General features: G+C 42.1%; 20 protein-coding genes and 2 pseudogenes. 21 read left to right on the top strand and 1 reads right to left on the bottom strand.

Annotated features, from left to right (window positions below; all coding sequences use genetic code 11):
• Positions 1 to 298 precede the first annotated feature (298 nt).
• The 21 genes and pseudogenes from MWM02_RS15950 to ybaK all read left to right on the top strand — a co-directional run bounded on the left by MWM02_RS15950 (position 299) and on the right by ybaK (position 15,343).
• A complete protein-coding gene (locus tag MWM02_RS15950) occupies positions 299 to 1,645 on the top strand; it encodes a cytochrome ubiquinol oxidase subunit I (RefSeq protein ID WP_064552644.1) in 1,347 nt (448 codons plus the stop codon).
• Positions 1,645 to 2,658: a cytochrome d ubiquinol oxidase subunit II gene (locus tag MWM02_RS15945; protein WP_064552643.1), complete on the top strand. Its 1,014-nt coding sequence runs from the start codon at positions 1,645 to 1,647 to the stop codon at positions 2,656 to 2,658. Before MWM02_RS15950 ends, MWM02_RS15945 begins: the two co-directional genes overlap by 1 nt.
• A gap of 13 nt (positions 2,659 to 2,671) precedes the next feature.
• The gene (cydS, locus tag MWM02_RS19700; RefSeq protein ID WP_420038611.1) at positions 2,672 to 2,770 is read left to right on the top strand and encodes a cytochrome bd oxidase small subunit CydS family protein; all 99 of its coding nucleotides are present in this window, start codon (positions 2,672 to 2,674) and stop codon (positions 2,768 to 2,770) included.
• Positions 2,771 to 2,926: 156 nt separating this feature from the next.
• Entirely contained in the window at positions 2,927 to 3,316 is a 390-nt protein-coding gene (locus MWM02_RS15940) for a DsrE/DsrF/DrsH-like family protein (RefSeq protein WP_064552642.1), read from the top strand.
• Positions 3,317 to 3,329: 13 nt separating this feature from the next.
• Positions 3,330 to 3,563 carry a glutaredoxin family protein gene (locus MWM02_RS15935; protein ID WP_064552641.1) on the top strand — a complete coding sequence of 78 codons (234 nt, stop codon included), beginning with the start codon at positions 3,330 to 3,332 and terminating at the stop codon, positions 3,561 to 3,563.
• Positions 3,564 to 3,589: 26 nt separating this feature from the next.
• Positions 3,590 to 4,720, top strand: a complete 1,131-nt coding sequence (locus MWM02_RS15930) for an MBL fold metallo-hydrolase (RefSeq protein WP_244402427.1) — start codon at positions 3,590 to 3,592, stop codon at positions 4,718 to 4,720.
• A 218-nt stretch (positions 4,721 to 4,938) separates the two neighbouring features.
• Positions 4,939 to 5,352: a hypothetical protein gene (locus MWM02_RS15925; RefSeq protein ID WP_064552639.1), complete on the top strand. Its 414-nt coding sequence runs from the start codon at positions 4,939 to 4,941 to the stop codon at positions 5,350 to 5,352.
• Positions 5,319 to 5,579, top strand: a complete 261-nt coding sequence (locus MWM02_RS15920; protein WP_064552638.1) for a metal-sensitive transcriptional regulator — start codon at positions 5,319 to 5,321, stop codon at positions 5,577 to 5,579. The genes MWM02_RS15925 and MWM02_RS15920 overlap by 34 nt, the downstream gene beginning before the upstream one ends.
• An 89-nt stretch (positions 5,580 to 5,668) precedes the next feature.
• A complete protein-coding gene (locus tag MWM02_RS15915) occupies positions 5,669 to 5,896 on the top strand; it encodes a sulfurtransferase TusA family protein (RefSeq protein ID WP_064552637.1) in 228 nt (75 codons plus the stop codon).
• Positions 5,897 to 5,951: 55 nt separating this feature from the next.
• Positions 5,952 to 6,420: pseudogene (locus tag MWM02_RS15910) on the top strand (DsrE/DsrF/DrsH-like family protein).
• Between the two features lie 12 nt (positions 6,421 to 6,432).
• Positions 6,433 to 6,798: a rhodanese-like domain-containing protein gene (locus tag MWM02_RS15905; RefSeq protein WP_064552636.1), complete on the top strand. Its 366-nt coding sequence runs from the start codon at positions 6,433 to 6,435 to the stop codon at positions 6,796 to 6,798.
• Between the two features lie 18 nt (positions 6,799 to 6,816).
• On the top strand, positions 6,817 to 7,113 hold the full coding sequence (locus tag MWM02_RS15900; protein ID WP_003252666.1) for a rhodanese-like domain-containing protein: 297 nt from the start codon (positions 6,817 to 6,819) through the stop codon (positions 7,111 to 7,113).
• A gap of 31 nt (positions 7,114 to 7,144) precedes the next feature.
• Complete coding sequence (locus MWM02_RS15895) at positions 7,145 to 7,714, top strand: sulfurtransferase TusA family protein (RefSeq protein WP_244402426.1); 570 nt, start codon at positions 7,145 to 7,147, stop codon at positions 7,712 to 7,714.
• A 34-nt stretch (positions 7,715 to 7,748) separates the two neighbouring features.
• Positions 7,749 to 8,062: pseudogene (locus MWM02_RS15890) on the top strand (rhodanese-like domain-containing protein); the annotation flags it as partial.
• A gap of 151 nt (positions 8,063 to 8,213) precedes the next feature.
• Positions 8,214 to 8,990: a sulfite exporter TauE/SafE family protein gene (locus MWM02_RS15885; RefSeq protein ID WP_244402425.1), complete on the top strand. Its 777-nt coding sequence runs from the start codon at positions 8,214 to 8,216 to the stop codon at positions 8,988 to 8,990.
• Positions 8,991 to 9,088: 98 nt separating this feature from the next.
• Positions 9,089 to 9,379, top strand: coding sequence for a hypothetical protein (locus tag MWM02_RS15880; protein ID WP_244402424.1), 291 nt, complete (start codon positions 9,089 to 9,091; stop codon positions 9,377 to 9,379).
• Positions 9,380 to 9,589: 210 nt separating this feature from the next.
• Positions 9,590 to 10,630 carry a zinc-dependent alcohol dehydrogenase family protein gene (locus MWM02_RS15875; RefSeq protein WP_244402423.1) on the top strand — a complete coding sequence of 347 codons (1,041 nt, stop codon included), beginning with the start codon at positions 9,590 to 9,592 and terminating at the stop codon, positions 10,628 to 10,630.
• Positions 10,631 to 10,894: 264 nt separating this feature from the next.
• The gene (locus tag MWM02_RS15870) at positions 10,895 to 11,197 is read left to right on the top strand and encodes an ArsR/SmtB family transcription factor (protein WP_064552631.1); all 303 of its coding nucleotides are present in this window, start codon (positions 10,895 to 10,897) and stop codon (positions 11,195 to 11,197) included.
• A gap of 278 nt (positions 11,198 to 11,475) precedes the next feature.
• On the top strand, positions 11,476 to 12,426 hold the full coding sequence (locus tag MWM02_RS15865) for an LLM class oxidoreductase (protein ID WP_244402422.1): 951 nt from the start codon (positions 11,476 to 11,478) through the stop codon (positions 12,424 to 12,426).
• Positions 12,427 to 13,080: 654 nt separating this feature from the next.
• A complete protein-coding gene (locus MWM02_RS15860; RefSeq protein ID WP_244402421.1) occupies positions 13,081 to 14,478 on the top strand; it encodes an acetaldehyde dehydrogenase (acetylating) in 1,398 nt (465 codons plus the stop codon).
• Between the two features lie 388 nt (positions 14,479 to 14,866).
• Positions 14,867 to 15,343, top strand: a complete 477-nt coding sequence (ybaK, locus tag MWM02_RS15855; protein WP_244402420.1) for a Cys-tRNA(Pro) deacylase — start codon at positions 14,867 to 14,869, stop codon at positions 15,341 to 15,343.
• A gap of 211 nt (positions 15,344 to 15,554) precedes the next feature.
• Here ybaK and cdr read toward each other — a convergent pair whose 3' ends face one another.
• On the bottom strand, positions 15,555 to 17,207 hold the full coding sequence (cdr, locus tag MWM02_RS15850) for a CoA-disulfide reductase (protein ID WP_244402419.1): 1,653 nt from the start codon (positions 17,205 to 17,207) through the stop codon (positions 15,555 to 15,557).
• Between the last annotated feature and the right edge of the window lie 67 nt (positions 17,208 to 17,274).

Here is a 17,274-nt window from a genome sequence, read left to right as displayed (position 1 = left end):
TTTTATTTTTTTGGCAATCCGGTCCGTAAGCATAATGGTAAAAAAACATTTTTACATTTATAACCGTGTTAATCATGACAATTTTGTGACAAACATCACAAATTCACCATCTTGTCAAAGTTATTTTGCTATTTCCTCATTATTTGTTGATAAAGTAATAAATGCAAGAGAAATTAAAGGAGGAAAAACTGTGTGGAAGCGTCAAGAAAAATGGCTGGTGATGGTTAGTTTTTTAGTTGCGTTTATTATGCTTCTGTCGATGGTTGGCAGACTGTTTTCATAAAAGGAGGATGTGGCGATGTGGGAATATGATCCGGTGATGTTCAGCCGGCTGTTAACCGAATTAACGTTAACGTTTCATATTATTTTTGCAACGATTGGTGTCGGCGTTCCGTTGATGATTGCGATTGCCCAATGGGTGGGGATTCGGAAAAATGATGAACATTACATTTTACTTGCGCGAAGATGGACGCGCGGTTTCGTTATTACAGTAGCGGTAGGTGTCGTGACAGGAACAGCGATCGGGTTGCAGCTGTCATTGCTGTGGCCGAACTTTATGCAACTTGCAGGCCAAGTCATCAGCTTGCCGTTGTTTATGGAGACGTTTGCCTTCTTTTTTGAAGCGATTTTCCTTGGCATTTATTTATATACGTGGGACCGGTTTGAAAACCAGAAGAAACATTTATTGCTATTGATTCCGGTGGCGATCGGTTCTTCGGCTTCGGCAATGTTTATTACGATGGTGAACGCATTTATGAATACCCCGCAAGGTTTTGAGTTGAAAGACGGTGTCATCACGAATATCGAGCCGCTTGCCGCAATGTTTAATCCAGCGACGCCGACAAAAGTGGCGCACGTATTAACGACCGCTTATATGACTTCCGCTTTTATCTTGGCGTCCATCGCTGCTTGGCATTTACTGCGGGGCAACCGCCATATTTATCACAAAAAAGCGCTGTATTTAACGGTGAAGACAGCTTTTATTTTTTCGTTCGCGAGCGCGCTTGTCGGTGATTTGTCGGGAAAATTTTTAGCGGAATATCAACCGGAAAAATTAGCGGCGGCGGAATGGCATTTTGAAACGAGCACCCATGCGCCGCTTGTGATGTTCGGCACGTTAGACGAAAACAACAATGTTAAAAATGCAATCGAAATTCCATATGCGTTAAGCATTTTGGCGCATAATCACCCGGGCGCAGAAGTGAAAGGGCTAAATGAATTTCCAAAAGATGAAATACCGCCGCTTTATATCCATTATTTATTCGATTTAATGGTTACGATCGGAATTTTACTTACGATTGTATCGGCGATTTATTGGCTTGGAAAACAATTGAAATGGAAATGGATTATGAGCAAGCCGTTTTTGGCGTTGCTTGTCGCTGCAGGTCCGCTTTCAATGCTGGCAATTGAGTTGGGCTGGTACCTCGCTGAGGTCGGCCGGCAGCCATGGATTTTGCGCGGCTATATGAAAACGGCGGAAGCGGCAACATCATCGGGGAATGTAGATACGATGCTTGTTGTTTTTTCGATTTTGTATCTTATTTTAGGAATTGCAAGTGTCACAGTGTTGATCAATATGTTCCGAAAAAATCCGGTGGAAAAAGAGTTGGCGGAACGCTCTCTTGAACAGGGGGGAGTATCTTAATGACATTAGAAATTATAGGCATATCTGTCTTATGGTTGTTTTTATTCGGATATGTCATCGTTGCATCGATTGATTTTGGCGCCGGGTTTTTCAGCGCATACAGCGATATTGCGAAGAAAAAGCATATTTTGCATAAAATCATCCAGCGTTATCTTTCCCCGGTATGGGAAGTAACGAACGTGTTTCTTGTCTTTTTCTTCGTTGGAATCGTTGGATTTTTCCCGAAAACAGCGTATTATTACGGCTCGATTTTGCTCGTTCCTGCCAGCATTGCCATTGTGCTTTTGGCGATTCGCGGGTCGTATTATGCGTTTCATACGTATGGCAGGACAGAAAGGAATTGGTATTTGCTTGCCTACGGGCTAACAGGGCTATTTATTCCAGCGTCATTATCGATCGTGTTGACTATTTCCGAAGGAGGATTTGTCGAGAAAAGCGGGCAAACTCTCACCCTGTTATATAAAGAGCTGTTTGTCAGCCCGCTTACTTGGAGTATTGTGCTGTTAAGCATTACGAGCGTCCTTTATATTTCCGCTACATTCTTGACGTATTACGCCAATGAAGCAGGGGATATGAAGGCGCGCGAACTATTGCGAAAATACGCATTAAGTTGGAGCGGGCCGACGATTTTATCGGCGCTTCTTATCATTTATCAGCTGCGCCACCATAATCCGGAGCATTATAGCAACATGTTCAACATCGCTTGGATGTTTATCGTTTCTTTTGTATTTTTCGTGATCACCATTTATTTGTTATGGAAAAAGAAACGTTACGGCTGGGCGTTTGTTAGCTTAGTAATGCAATACGCGTTTGCGTTTTACGCGTACGGTGTTTCTCACTATCCGTATTTGTTGTATCCATACTTAACGATTTACGACGGATTTACAAATAAAGCGATGGCGATCTCGCTGATTATCGCGTTCATCGCGGGATTTTTCTTGCTTATTCCATCGTTGTACTTGTTATTAAAATTGTTTTTGTTCAACAAAAAATACGTAAAAGGACAATTATAAGGGAGGAAATGCGATGCAAACGTTTTTGCTTATGTATGCACCAATTCTCGTTGTGGCGTTGTCTGTAGTTGCTGCGTTTTGGGCGGGGCTGAAAGACAAGCAAGCCGAGTAGGAGGCTTCCTGCTCGGCTTTTTTATATTTGTTTGTTGACATTGATGGAAAAATCGATTACTATAAGAATTGTACTAAATACCCATACATGTATACGTAAATAAAAATTTCGTTTTGCAAAAACTATGAACGAGAAAAAAACAAGGGGGAATTCATGATGAAAGTGGCGATTATCGCAGCCAACGGTAGTGTATTTGACGCATACAAAGTATTCAATATTGCCACAGCGGCAGCAGCATCAGAGGCAGAAGTAGGCATTTTCTTCACATTTGAAGGATTGAATCTCATTCATAAAGAAGCACATAAAAACTTACCGCTTCCAGAAGGAAAAGAGCATTTTCAAGAAGGACTTCAAAATGCGAATGTTCCTTCGATTGGAGAACTTTTAAAAATGGCGCAAGAATTAGGGGTGAAACTGATTGCGTGCCAAATGACGATGGATGTCATGGGTCTTGACAAAGATCAATTTGTCGATGGAATTGAAGTCGCTGGAGCGGCAACGTTTTTAAACTTTGCGAAAGACGCCGACATTACGTTGGCATTCTAATGGAGGAATGAAAATGAAACGAGTTACGGTATATACGACAACAACATGTCCGTATTGCGTAATGGTGAAAAACTTTTTACGTGAGCAAGGCGTTCCGTTTGAGGAAGTAAACGTGCAGCGGGACCCTATCGCGGCCCGGAAACTTGTTGAAACAACGGGGCAAATCGGAGTGCCGCAAATCGAAATTGATGGCCAATGGGTGATCGGATTTGACCCGAACGCCATCATGCAATTGCTACAACGTTGATGAGACGTGGAAAGGAGGGAATCGGTATGTCAGTAAAAGTAATTACTGTAAAAGAACTTGCTTCCAAAATCATTAATGGTGAGAAGCTGTTCATTCTTGACGTACGCAATAAAGGAGAATTCGATGATTGGAAAATTGAAGGAAAGAATGTAGAAATCATGAATATTCCGTACTTTGAAGCACTAGACGGCATGGAAGGATATCTTGATCGATTGCCAGAAGACAAAAACACTGCAATTTATGTCATTTGCGCGAAAGGCGGTTCTTCCATGTTTGTTGCCGAACGGTTATCGGAAGCGGGATTTTCGCGCGTGTATTCCGTAAAAGGCGGCATGAAAGCATGGAGCGAACATTTAGAACCAATAAAAATTGGTGAATTGCAAGGTCGAGGAACCATTTATCAGTTTGTTCGTCTTGGTAAAGGGTGTTTGTCTTATTTGGTGGAATCAAGCGGAGAAGGAGCCATTATCGATGCGAATCGAATGATTGATACGTATATTGATTTTGCGTCTCAGCACAACATTACGATTAAACATGTGATCGATACGCATCTTCATGCCGACCATATTTCTGGTGGAAGAAAATTGGCAGAAAAAGTTGGGGCAACCTATTATTTGCCGCCGAAAGATGCGGAAGAAGTAATGTTTGATTATACGCCAATTCAAGATGGTGACCGTATCCAAGTTGGAAATGTGACAATAGAAGCATTATATTCTCCTGGTCATACGATTGGAAGCACGTCGTTTATCGTCGATGAACAATATTTATTAACAGGAGATATTTTGTTTATCGATTCGATTGGGCGTCCGGATTTGGCAGGAAAAGCGCAAGATTGGGTAAGCGATTTGCGCCAAACGCTTTACGGGCGCTACAAACAATTAGTGGATGACTTAATTGTGCTTCCAGCTCATTTTATGACGGTAAAAGAAATGAACGAAGATGGCAGTGTGGCAGAAAAATTAAGTGTGCTTTATCGACAAAATCACGGTCTCAATATTTCGAATGAGGAAGAATTCCGTAAAACAGTAACGGAAAATTTACCGCCGCAGCCTAATGCTTATCAAGAAATACGCCAAACGAATATGGGAAAAATTCAACCAGATGAAGAACAACAACGGGAAATGGAAATCGGTCCAAACCGTTGTGCGGTTCGCTAAAAACGTATCAGCAGGAAAAAGCTTCGGATTATGGATTCCGAAGCTTTTTGATTATAATAACCATTAAAGAAAGATGCAAGAGAGGTTATAAATGGAAGGGCATCGTTTTCATCCGGAAAAGGCGGAAAAATTATTAGATCCGAAGCGAAAAGAAAAGCGTTAAATAAAACACTTGCCAATATACCTATAAGGGTATATAATAATAGAAGACAACAGCGATGGAGCGAGGTGATCGCCATTTGTATATCATTGGCCTGATTATTGTTTTCGGTTTATTATTCGCAGCGTTATACCGCCGTTATTATCCGGTAAGCGGTGTTCCATGCATAGATATAGCCGATAAACGAATCCAGGATATGGTTGTGTTGGATATTCGCGATTATAACGAAACAACAGAGCCGCTTATTGCTAATTCGCTTCATATTCCGTATGCTTATTTAAAACGACATTTTTCTACTATTCCGAGCAAATCGATTCATCTTATTGCAAACGATGAAATCGAAAAAAATTTAGGCATACGCTTTTTACAACGCCACGGTTTTGATGTACGAAGCTATTCAATCATCCATTGTCCTTGTCGAGAAAGGGGAAATGAAAAATGGAATACAGTAAAGAAATCAAAAACCGCTTAAGACGGATTGAAGGACAAGTGAAAGGCGTGCTCAGCATGATGGAACAAGGAAAGGACTGCAAAAGCGTTGTCGCGCAATTATCGGCAGCACGCAATGCGATGGACCGCGCCATTGCCGTCATTGTAAGCACAAATTTGGAAAATTGCCTCCGCGAAAGCATGGAAAAAGGAGAAAAAACGGAACATTTGGTCAAAGAAGCAGTAGAACTATTGGTCAAAAGCAGATAAGTCAACTCTTGAAAAAAGGGTTGACACATCCTTTTACACGCATTAATATACCTATAGGGGTAATAGTAAATGATAAGGAGGTTGTCCTCATGAATGTAAATAAAGTGTTAGACGCGAAAGGATTAGCTTGTCCAATGCCGGTTGTAAGAGCGAAAAAAGCGATGGATGAATTAACATCAGGGCAAGTGCTGGAAATTCAAACAACGGATAAAGGATCAAAAAACGACTTGCCGGCATGGGCAAAAGCAAGCGGCCATACGGTTATTGATATGAAAGAAGAAAATGGCGTATTGACGTTTTGGATTCGAAAGGGGTAATTTTTTAGTGTTTTATATACCTATATGGGTATATGTATATGAAAGGAGGGGCTTAATGTCACGACAAAAGAAAAAAGCAACGATTATTTTATTTAGCGGCGACTACGATAAAGCGATGGCGGCGTACATCATCGCGAACGGCGCCGCCGCTTATGACCATGATGTCACGATTTTCCATACGTTTTGGGGATTAAACGCATTGCGAAAAGATGCGCATATTCCAGTGAAAAAAGGATTTTTGGAAAAAATGTTTGCCAAAATGATGCCGCGTGGAGCGGATCGCATGGGGCTTTCACGCATGAACTTTGGCGGCATCGGACCGAAATTAATCAAACGATAACGCAATACCGCTGCCACAATTAATCGAAATGGCCAAAGAGCAAGGGGTTAAATTAATCGCGTGCCAAATGACCGTTGATTTATTAGGGTTGAAACCAGAAGAATTGAGCGATGGCATTGAGTTTGCTGGAGTGGCAACATATTTGGCGGATGCGTCAGAAGGGAACATAAACTTATTCATTTAAAGGTGATTACGAATGACACAAACAGTAATGAATATCGTGTTGTTCCTATTGCTTGCTTGGTTTATTGCAATCCGCGTCATTCCACCGCGTGGAGTACGGATGATTACGCCGGAAGAGCTAAAGAAAGAGTTGGGAAAAAAAGATGTGCAGTATGTGGATGTACGTACTCCGGCGGAGTTCCGCGCAAACCATATTCGCGGATTTAAAAATATTCCGCTTTATGAATTGGCTAAACGCGCGAATGAATTATCCAAGGAAAAAGAAGTGATGGTGATTTGCCAAAGCGGAATGCGAAGCATAAAAGCCAGCAGACTATTGAAGAAACTTGGATTCAAACACGTAACGAACGTAAAAGGCGGAATGAACGCTTGGTCATAAAAAAGGAGGGGACCGTTGATGAAGCAATTAACAGCAAAAGAAGTGGAAAAACTTCTTCAAGAAGGAAAACAACTGAACATTATCGATGTTCGTGAAGTGGATGAAGTAGCGGCTGGGAAAATCCCTGGTGCGATTAATATTCCGTTAGGATTGCTCGAATTTCGCATGAATGAGCTAGATAAAAACAAGGAATATATCCTTGTTTGCCGTTCGGGTGGAAGAAGCGGGCGCGCAGCCCAACTGCTGGAAAGTCATGGATATCATGTGATCAATATGACTGGCGGCATGTTGGAATGGGAAGGACCTGTGGAATAAATAAAACAAACGGCAAAAGGAGGCATGCAGCATGGTTCGTGTGGACATGACCGTTGACGCAAAGGGATTATCTTGCCCAATGCCAATTGTAAAAGCAAAAAAAGCGATCAACGGCTTACAACCGGGACAAGTGCTTGAAGTACAGGCAACCGATAAAGGTTCGAAAGCCGATATCCAAGCATGGGCGGAAAGTACCGGCCATCAATACTTAGGAACGATTGAAGAAGGAAACGTGTTAAAACATTATATTCGTAAAGCAAGTGACCATGGGATAAAAGACGAAGCAACATATTCCCATGTGATTTCCAACGAACAGCTGGCGGAAAAAATAAAGGATGATTCGGTGGTTATTATAGATGTCCGCGAGCCAGCGGAGTATGCGTTCAGGCATATACCGGGCGCTATTTCGATTCCGCTTGGAGAATTAGAAGACCGCATCCATGAGTTGCCGAAGAACAAAACGATTTATGTTGTTTGCCGTACTGGAACGCGCAGCGGTTTAGCGGCACAAAAATTGGCCAAAAAAGGATTTACGAATGTATGGAATGTCGTCCCAGGCATGTCAAAATGGGAAGGACCGCTCGATACAGCTCAATCTTGATTGAGCGGTTTTTTTTAAAACAGAAATATACTATATGGGGTATAAAATAGCGGCAAAAGAAATGGCGGTGCAAACATTAACAGAAAAAGTATTCAAAGAACATCCCGTTATTTTCGATGTACGCAACGAAAGCGATTTTCATGATTGGAAAATTGAAGGGGAGAACTTTGAATATATTAAGTTCCATACTTTGAGTTGATTGATGGTGTAGATGCGGTGATCGGCCGCCTTCCAAAAGAGAAAGATGCTGTCGTCGTTTGCGCCAAAGGCGGTTCAGCGGCGTTTGTGGCAGAACAATTAGCAGAAGAAGGATTTAATACGCTCGCTGGCGGCATGAAAGCGTGGAGCGGATAAAAGTATATGAGAATATCGATTCATTCGCGTCACCGTTGCGCGTTGCATCATACCCACAATCATGGAAAGCAAATCCGAATCGCAAAGAGGGTACGAATAAAAAGTACCCTCGGATTTTTGTGAGTGGTAAGGAGGAAGCAAGGGGATGGACGTTAGTTTTATGATTATCATTTTTCTTATCGGCTTTATTGGTTCGTTTATTTCTGGAATGGTTGGCATTGGCGGGGCCATTATTAAATATCCGATGTTGCTTTATCTTCCGCCGCTATTTGGGCTTGCTGCGTTTAGCGCCCGTGAAGTGTCAGGGATTAGCGCAGTCGAAGTGTTATTTGCGACGATTAGCGGTGTTTGGGCATATCGAAAAAGCGGTTATTTAAATAAAACATTAATTTTTTATATGGGGATTAGTATTTTAATCGGCAGTTTCCTTGGCGGGTTCGGTTCGAACATGATGAGTGAAGGAACGATTAATGTCGTGTATGGCATTCTCGCCGCGTTGGCTGCTGTTATGATATTTGTTCCGAAAAAAGGCATTGACGATGTTCCAAGCGGTCAAGTGACTTTTAACAAATGGCTTGCCGCTGCATTAGCGCTTGTCATCGGGGTCGGTTCAGGAATCGTTGGCGCAGCCGGTGCATTTTTGCTAGTTCCTATTATGCTGGTTGTGTTAAAGATTCCGACACGAATGACGATTGCCTCTTCGCTGGCGATTACGTTGATTTCATCCATTGGTTCGGCGGTTGGAAAATTCACGACGGGGCAAGTGGAACTGATTCCTTCCATCATCATGGTGATTGCCAGCTTAATCGCTTCTCCTTTAGGAGCGAAAATGGGGCAAAAAGTGAACACAAAAATATTGCGAGTGATTTTAGCTTTGTTAATATTGGCGACGGCTATAAAAATTTGGATCGATATTTTATAATTTTTTTCTTCAAATAACAGATCGTTTATTTCAAATGTATAGTTTTCTTCAAATCGCCCACACTAGCTGATGAAAATGTCAAAAAGGAGTGGGCTTGGGTGATAGAAGCATTGCGACGTGTCAAAGAAAAGCTGGAACAATCGTTTGACCAGCCGGGCGCCTATGATTTGGATCAATGTCTCCGTGAACTTGAGCAGTTAAAGACGGCGGCAGATGACAAACAACAAATGATGGAAGACGTCATTCGCGCTGTCACTCACGCGAAAAACGCGCAAGCACAGCTTGCCAATGCAGGCGATGAATCGGCAATAAATGCTTTTGCCGAAGCGTATCGAGCGCTCGATCAAGCGATTGAATCTTATAGTAATGTGGATAATGATCCGGTGTGAATAAAAAAGGATTTCCTTGCCTATGTATGAACGAATGTTTGCCAGAGAAAGTTTGTTTCCTTTTGTTTAAGGGAGAGGAGCTTCAAGCCCAGCAGAGAAAATCCCCGGCAAAATCTCGATACAATTTTATTGATGGTTCATTGAAACATGATTCTATTTCTTGTAAGATACAATTTATAATATTCAAACTTTTTTAAGGAGGAACCAAATGTGAAAGCGCTTACTTATCTAGGACCAGGAAAAAAAGAAGTAATGGAAAAGCCAAAACCGAAAATTGAAAAGGAGACGGATGTAATTGTTAAAATTACAAAAACGACGATTTGCGGAACGGACTTGCACATTCTTTCAGGGGATGTTCCTACTGTAGAAGAAGGGCGAATTTTAGGCCATGAAGGTGTAGGAATTATTGAAGAAGTTGGTTCAGGTGTAAAAAATTTTAAAAAAGGCGATAGAGTGTTGATTTCTTGTATTACCTCCTGTGGAAGATGTGAAAATTGCAAAAAAGGGTTGTATGCTCATTGTGAAGATGGAGGTTGGATCTTAGGACACTTAATTGACGGAACCCAAGCAGAGTATGTAAGAATTCCATATGCAGACAATAGCCTTTATCCAATCCCTGAAGGCGCAGATGAAGAGGCGCTCGTCATGCTTAGCGATATTCTTCCGACAGGATTTGAAATTGGTGTGTTAAACGGCAAAGTTCAGCCTGGACAAACCGTTGCCATTATCGGAGCTGGTCCCGTAGGTATGGCAGCGCTGTTAACCGCTCAGTTTTATTCACCTGCAGAGATCATTATGGTTGATTTGGACGATAACCGTTTAGAGGTTGCGAAAAAATTTGGTGCCACTCAAGTGGTTAATAGCAGTGATGGCAAAGCAGTGGAAAAAATTATGGAATTAACCGACGGAAAAGGTGTAGACGTGGCGATGGAAGCGGTCGGAATTCCTGTCACATTTGACATTTGCCAAGAAATTATAAAACCAGGCGGCCATATCGCCAATATCGGTGTTCATGGAAAAAGTGTCGAATTTCGTATTGAACAATTATGGATACGTAACATTACATTAACAACCGGTCTTGTCAATACGACTTCTACACCGATGTTATTAAAAACGGTTGAGGCAAAAAAATTGCGGCCAGAACAATTAATTACACATCGCTTTGCCTTTTCGGATATTATGAAAGCGTATGAAGTATTTGGAAACGCAGCAAAAGAAAGGGCATTAAAAGTTATTATTTCCAATGACTAAATTTTCTTTTATCCCATCATAGAACCTGTATCATTGATACGGGTTCTTTTTCCTATACAGTCGCTCGGCTTGGCGGTTTTCCATGGATATTGTAGATTTTTCAGCGATATGTTAATCTTTTCATAAATTGAACTTTCTTGATCGGTTGGTTTTGCCACACGCTTATTCGAACGAAGGAATCGGTTGGCATTTATGTTAGTTGATTTATTCAAGTACAGTAATGTAATATAAGAAATGCGATTATCGATGAACTTGGAGGTAGCAATGGAACTTTTAGAAGTGTTTAAAGCCTTATCCAATGAGACGAGGCTGCAGATCCTACAGTGGTTGAAAAATCCTGAAATCCACTTTCCGAAGCCGCTGCACGGCGATATACACGAAGACGGTGTTTGCGTAAGTGACATCCATAAAAAAGTTGGTTTGTCGCAATCTACAGTCTCCCTTTATCTGTCCATGCTGCAAAACGCCGGATTGATAAAAGCAAAACGAGTGGGGCAGTGGACTTATTATAAAAGGGATGAGGAAAATATTAAAAAAATGATCGAATTGCTGTCTAGGGATTTATAGACCAAATCTCTCGCTTGTTATTTCGTTATAAAAGCATTATTACCATTTTGGTCTTGAATCTCTCTTATTTTTATATTATTATATTGATAATTCTAGATATTTATAAATATAGATTTATATTCGTTCCTTAATTTAATTCTAGTATTTATAGCATCGATATGAACCGGTTTGGTAAACATAAAGTTTATGAATAGTGATGATGCAAGACGATATTCCATCATAGATGTTGGGAAGCAACGGAACTTGCAAAAATAAACGTAAATGTGGAGGAACGATTTATGAACCGTTTCGAAAAACATAAAGGATATTCACGCATATTTAAAGAAAATCATCTCACTCTCGGGTTGTTCTTTCCGATAGAATCATACGAGGGCAGCGTTCCAGAGATGAACATGGAAAAGCAGATAAAGCTGGCAAAAAGAGTAGAGGAGCTTAATTTTGCCGCATTGTTCGTCAGGGATGTTCCATTGCATGATCCTTATTTTGGGGATGTAGGGCAAATTTATGATCCTTGGGTCTATTTAGGGTATATAGCCGCCCATACCAAAACGATTGCTTTGGGCACTGCAAGTATCATTCTCACTTTGCGGCATCCTTTGCATGTTGCCAAAGCAGCCGCTTCCGTCGATAAACTATCTGGCGAACGCTTGATTCTCGGAGTGGCGACGGGGGATCGTCCGATAGAATTTCCGGCCTTTTCGGTTGATCCTGAACAGCGCAGCGCCTTATTTCAAGAAGCCGTATCGGTAATGAAAAAAGCGTGGAAGGAGAGCTTTCCGGCGATCCAATCACCTCGAGTCCATATGGCAAACGGCGACCTTTTGCCTAAACCGCGCCTGTCGGACATTCCCGTGCTGGTAACCGGCCACAGTTCTCAGTCCGTGGAATGGATCGCCGCAAACGGCGACGGTTGGCTGTATTATCCTCGCAACTTGAAATTCCAAGCGGAGCTGATTAAAAATTGGCGTTCTCATACCGATCAGTTTAAACCGTTCAGCCAGTCTTTATATATCGACTTGATGGAGGATCCGAATCACCCGCCAATTCCGATTCATTTAGGTTTCCGAATCGGACGCAATATACTCATTGAATTTTTGGAAAGTCTTAAACATATTGGTGTCAATCATGTGATTATCAACTTAAAATACGGACACCGTCCTGTGGAAGAAGTGATGGAAGAACTAGGAGAAGAAGTGGTTCCGCACTTTCCGGCATTAACCGAGAAGTGATTTAGAGAAATGAAATATTAAGGACTTGGGCGATTCCGTTCTAATCCATCTTGAAACGGAATCGCCGGTCCTTGGGTGTTTTATGAGGATGGCTATACCTGTTAGTCTACTAATCTTGGTTTGAGAGAAATGCAGTCTCTTGAAATTTTATGGTAAATTATAGGAAATATTCAGGGGTCGTGTATCTTAAAAGACGGTAGTTTGATCATGAAGAAAGAAGGGCATAAAGACAGTGGTGAACATCAGTGATCTTTAAGCATGTATGCAAACCCGTTTGCCAAAACTTTATGGATTTTTATGTAACCGCTATCAATTTTGTGTGGTCGATATTGCTCCATCCTTGCCATGAAATATTGAACGAGTGGTTTTGTATATCAATACATGGCAACAGACCGGATTAATCGGCAGATCATGGGAAACAATCGGAAAGAGTGTTTGATCCCTTCAACCGAGGTAGCCGCATCATATTTCAGCGAGACTAATTACGATGTTGGCAAGGTTTTACATTTAGAGGAGGTGATGATAGACCGCAAAAGATACAAAAGATAAAGTTTCTACTTACTAAGCACGGCACGGAAAATATCCGTTCAATGTTGGTCATGACAAAATTGTTCTATCAGTTACAAGAAATCTGGGGAAGGGAGAGAATCAAAGATGATACGTGATATTGATTTGCAATCGATTCAGGAAGTAAGGGACTACCTTGAGCAAGCTAAATCAGCACAAAAAATGGTTGAAAAGATGGCGCAAAGCGAGATTGACCGAATTGTTGAAAGCATGGCAAATGCGGCTAGAGAGGAAGCTAGCCGTTTGGCAGCTATGGCAGTAGAAGAAACCGGATTTGGGAATGTGGCAGATAAAACAGTAAAAAATCTGTTCGCTGCCAATGACGTGTACAACGCCATCAAAGATATGAAAACGGTTGGGGTAATTCGTCGCGATGAACAAAATCGTGTATGGGAAGTCGCACACCCTGTGGGAATTGTCGCGGCAATCGTCCCATCTACAAACCCTACTTCAACAGTCATCTTTAAATCGTTGATCGCAGTGAAAGCAAGAAATGCCGTTGTGTTTAGCCCGCATCCGGCAGCTGCAAAATGCACGGCGGAAGCGGCAAGAATCATGCAAGAAGCGGCAGAACGCGCAGGGGCTCCAAAGGGGCTGATTTCTTGCATCACGCAACCGACATTGGCTGCGACGAATGAGTTAATGAGACATAAATTAACAGACGTCATCCTCGCAACAGGCGGCATGGCTATGGTGAAAGCCGCTTATAGTTCCGGAAAACCTGCTTACGGTGTAGGACCAGGAAATGTACCAGTTTATATTCATGCGAGTGCTGATATCGCAACAGCTGTCCGTCAAATCATCCAAAGCAAGACTTTTGACAATGGAACGATCTGCGCTTCCGAACAAGCGCTTATCGTCGATCAATCCATTAAAGAACAGGTTGTTTCCGAATTGAAACGGCAAGGCGCCTGCTTCTTAAATGAAGAGGAAAAACAAAAGGTAGCCTCCATCATCATGGTAAACGGGGCATTGAATGCGAAGATCGTTGGAAAATCGCCGCAAGTCATTGCGGAAATGGCTGGAATTGAGGTTCCATCTGATACGAAGGTGCTTATTGCGGAAGAGACCAATGTGGGCAAAGAATATCCGTTCTCCGTCGAAAAATTGTCGCCAATTCTCGCTTTCTATACTGTAAAAAACATGGAAGAAGCAAGCGCTATTTCCGTAGCATTGCTTGAGTTAGGTGGACTAGGCCACACATTGGGAATTCACGCTCAAGACGAAAAAGTAGTGGAAGTGTTCACCATCGATAAGCCGGTTTCACGTGTGATCGTCAATTCTGGTACGACATTTGGCGGAATCGGTGCTACTGTGGCAATCCAGCCATCTTTGACATTAGGATGCGGTTCTTTTGGCAATAACATTACTTCTGACAATATTGGGCCTCAGCATTTACTTAATATTAAACGCGTGGCATATGGAATTCGCGAAATGCCAGAACAGGGGGCGGGCTTGAAAGAAGAAGACCCTGTATTAAGTTAAGATCGATTAAAAACAGTTGGTCAATCAATATAGTAAAGTAAATAGTCGTACCACAGACCTAGTGGTAACTGGTTCTGTGGTCTTTTTTTATCTATACATTAGGTAGATTTTCATTCTCTGCATGAAATCGCATGGCATAAATTTCAATTCCAACCGCTCATCAATTCAAGAAGGATGAATCGAATCGTGGCATGCATCAAAATATTATATTATGATAGTTTTTGACGGTTTTTATCCACCGCTTCTTTCCTTTAATCTTCAATTAGGATAAACTGGTAAAAAATCTGCTATCTTTATGCTGCAAGTGGCAACCGAGCTTTCCATTGTATTATCATTAGTGTCGGTTCATCCGATAGGTTATGTTTGAAACGAACTGGAGGGAAGGAAAATGGGAAAAGAAAAGACCAATGCGATGCGTGTTCTCGACCAGAACATGATTCCTTACCATGTCATTACGTACGACAGTGAGGATGGAAAAATTGACGGCATATCGGTTGCTCAAAAAATTGGGAAAGATCCTCAATTGGTGTATAAAACATTAGTAACACAAGGGAAGAGCGGGAACATTTATGTGTTTGTCATCCCCGTAGAATCGGAATTGGATTTGAAAAAAGCTGCGCAAATAACGGGAGAGAAAAATGTCGCATTGGTGCCGATGAAAGAGATACAAAAGCTGACAGGCTATATTCGCGGTGGATGTTCGCCGATAGGCATGATCAAGCATTATCCGACTTTTATCGATGCCAGTGCTTGTCAATTTGAGCATATCATCGTTAGCGGCGGCAAAATCGGCGTGCTCATTGAACTTCGCGTGAAAGATTTGCAAAGCGTAACAGAAGCTACGTTTCATGAAATGGTAAAATAAACACTTAAAGCAACTAATTACTAATTGTTTGCCATGTTTCATGAGCGGTTTCCTTTCTCTAACCGAAGGAGCGGGGAAGATAAATCGGGAGTTTTGTGTATAAAAACGATATGTGTTCCATACAAGAGTTTTTTCTATGCAAATAATAAAAAACTCCCACCTTTTCGTAAAATGAAGGTGGGAGTGGCTCATTATTTGCGGCATATCTTGGTTAATGTTTTGTGCCAAATACGGAAGAATACAATTTATAGCCGCCATCTAAATTTTTCGCGCGGAAACCGTTGTCGTGCAAAATCCGTGTCGCTAAATATCCGCGCAAGCCGACTTGGCACGTTACGTAAATGGTTTTGTCTTTCGGAAGTTCCGCTAAACGTTCGCGCAGTTCATCAAGCGGAATATTGATAGCACCAGGAATCGTTCCATGTGCGGCTTCTTTTGGTGTACGAACGTCAATGAGCATGCCGCCGTTTGCGACGATTCCATCAATTTCATGCCATTGTACGGTTTCCACCATGCCATCAAGGATGTTCGAAGCGGCGTAGCCTGCTATATTCACCGGATCTTTCGCGGAAGAAAACGGCGGTGCGTAGGCGAGTTCTAAATCAGGCAAATCACGGACCGTTAGGCCGCCTTTAATAGCGGTAGCGATAACGTCAATACGTTTGTCGACACCATCTTTCCCAACGGCTTGCGCACCATAGATTTTGCCTGTTTCTTTGTCAAAAATCAATTTCAATGTCATTTGCGTTGCATTTGGATAATAGCTCGCATGGCTCATCGGATGAACATGGACAACTTCGTATGGAATGCCCAGTTGTTTTAAGGTTTTTTCATTACTTCCTGTTGCTGCAACAGTTAATTCGAAAATTTTTACGATGGCGGTTCCTAATGTGCCGTTGTATTTCACATCGAGCCCGTGAATATGGTCGGCTACTAGGCGGCCTTGGCGGTTCGCCGGCCATGCAAGAGGAACAAACGTCGCAAAACCGTGAATGTAGTTTTTTACTTCAATAGCGTCGCCGATGGCGTAAATGTTCGGGTCCGATGTTTGCAAATATTCATTGACTTTGATGGTGCCGCGCACTCCAAGCTCCAGTCCGGCGTTTTTCGCTAATTGGCTTTCTGGCTGCACCCCGATGGCCAAAATAATCATATCGGTTTCAAGCGTACGGCCGCTATTTAGAACCACACGTCGGCCATTGTCTTCGAACGCTTTCACGCCATCTTCCAAAATCAAATTTACGCCATTTTCTCGCATATGCGCATGAACGATCGATGCCATCTCATAGTCAATCGGTGCCAACACTTGATTTGCCATTTCCACAAGCGTTACGTTTACTCCGCGTTTGACTAAGTTTTCTGCCATTTCAACACCGATAAACCCTCCGCCAATGACTACGGCGCTTTTTGGTTTTTTGTGATCAACGTATGCTTTTATTTTATCTGTATCAGATAGATTGCGAAGCGCAAATAACATGTTGGTTTCATGAATTCCAAAAATTGGAGGTATCATCGGCTTTGCGCCAGGTGACAAAATTAATGTATCATATGTTTCTTCGTATTCCTCGCCGGTGCGGATATTTTTTACTGTAACGGTTTTACGGTCACGATGAATCGCTGTGACTTCGCTTAAATGGCGAACATCAATACGAAAACGCTTTGCCATCCCTTCGACTGTTTGGACTAACAGTTTGTTTCTATCCGTAATGACTTCGCCGATATAATACGGCAGGCCGCAGTTAGCAAACGAAATGTATTCGCCTCTCTCAAACATAATAATTTGATATTTTTCGCTTAACCGGCGCAATCGGGCTGCTGCGGTGGCTCCCCCTGCTACCCCGCCGACAATCACAATTTTCCGCATGAAGATTCCCCTCCATTATTAATCTTAATAATATACCCTATACGGTATATTAAGAAGGAGTATTACT

The organism is Parageobacillus sp. KH3-4 (assembly GCF_022846435.1).
In the GTDB taxonomy this organism is placed as follows: domain Bacteria; phylum Bacillota; class Bacilli; order Bacillales; family Anoxybacillaceae; genus Parageobacillus; species Parageobacillus thermoglucosidasius_A.
This window is presented reverse-complemented; position numbering and strand designations above follow the sequence as displayed.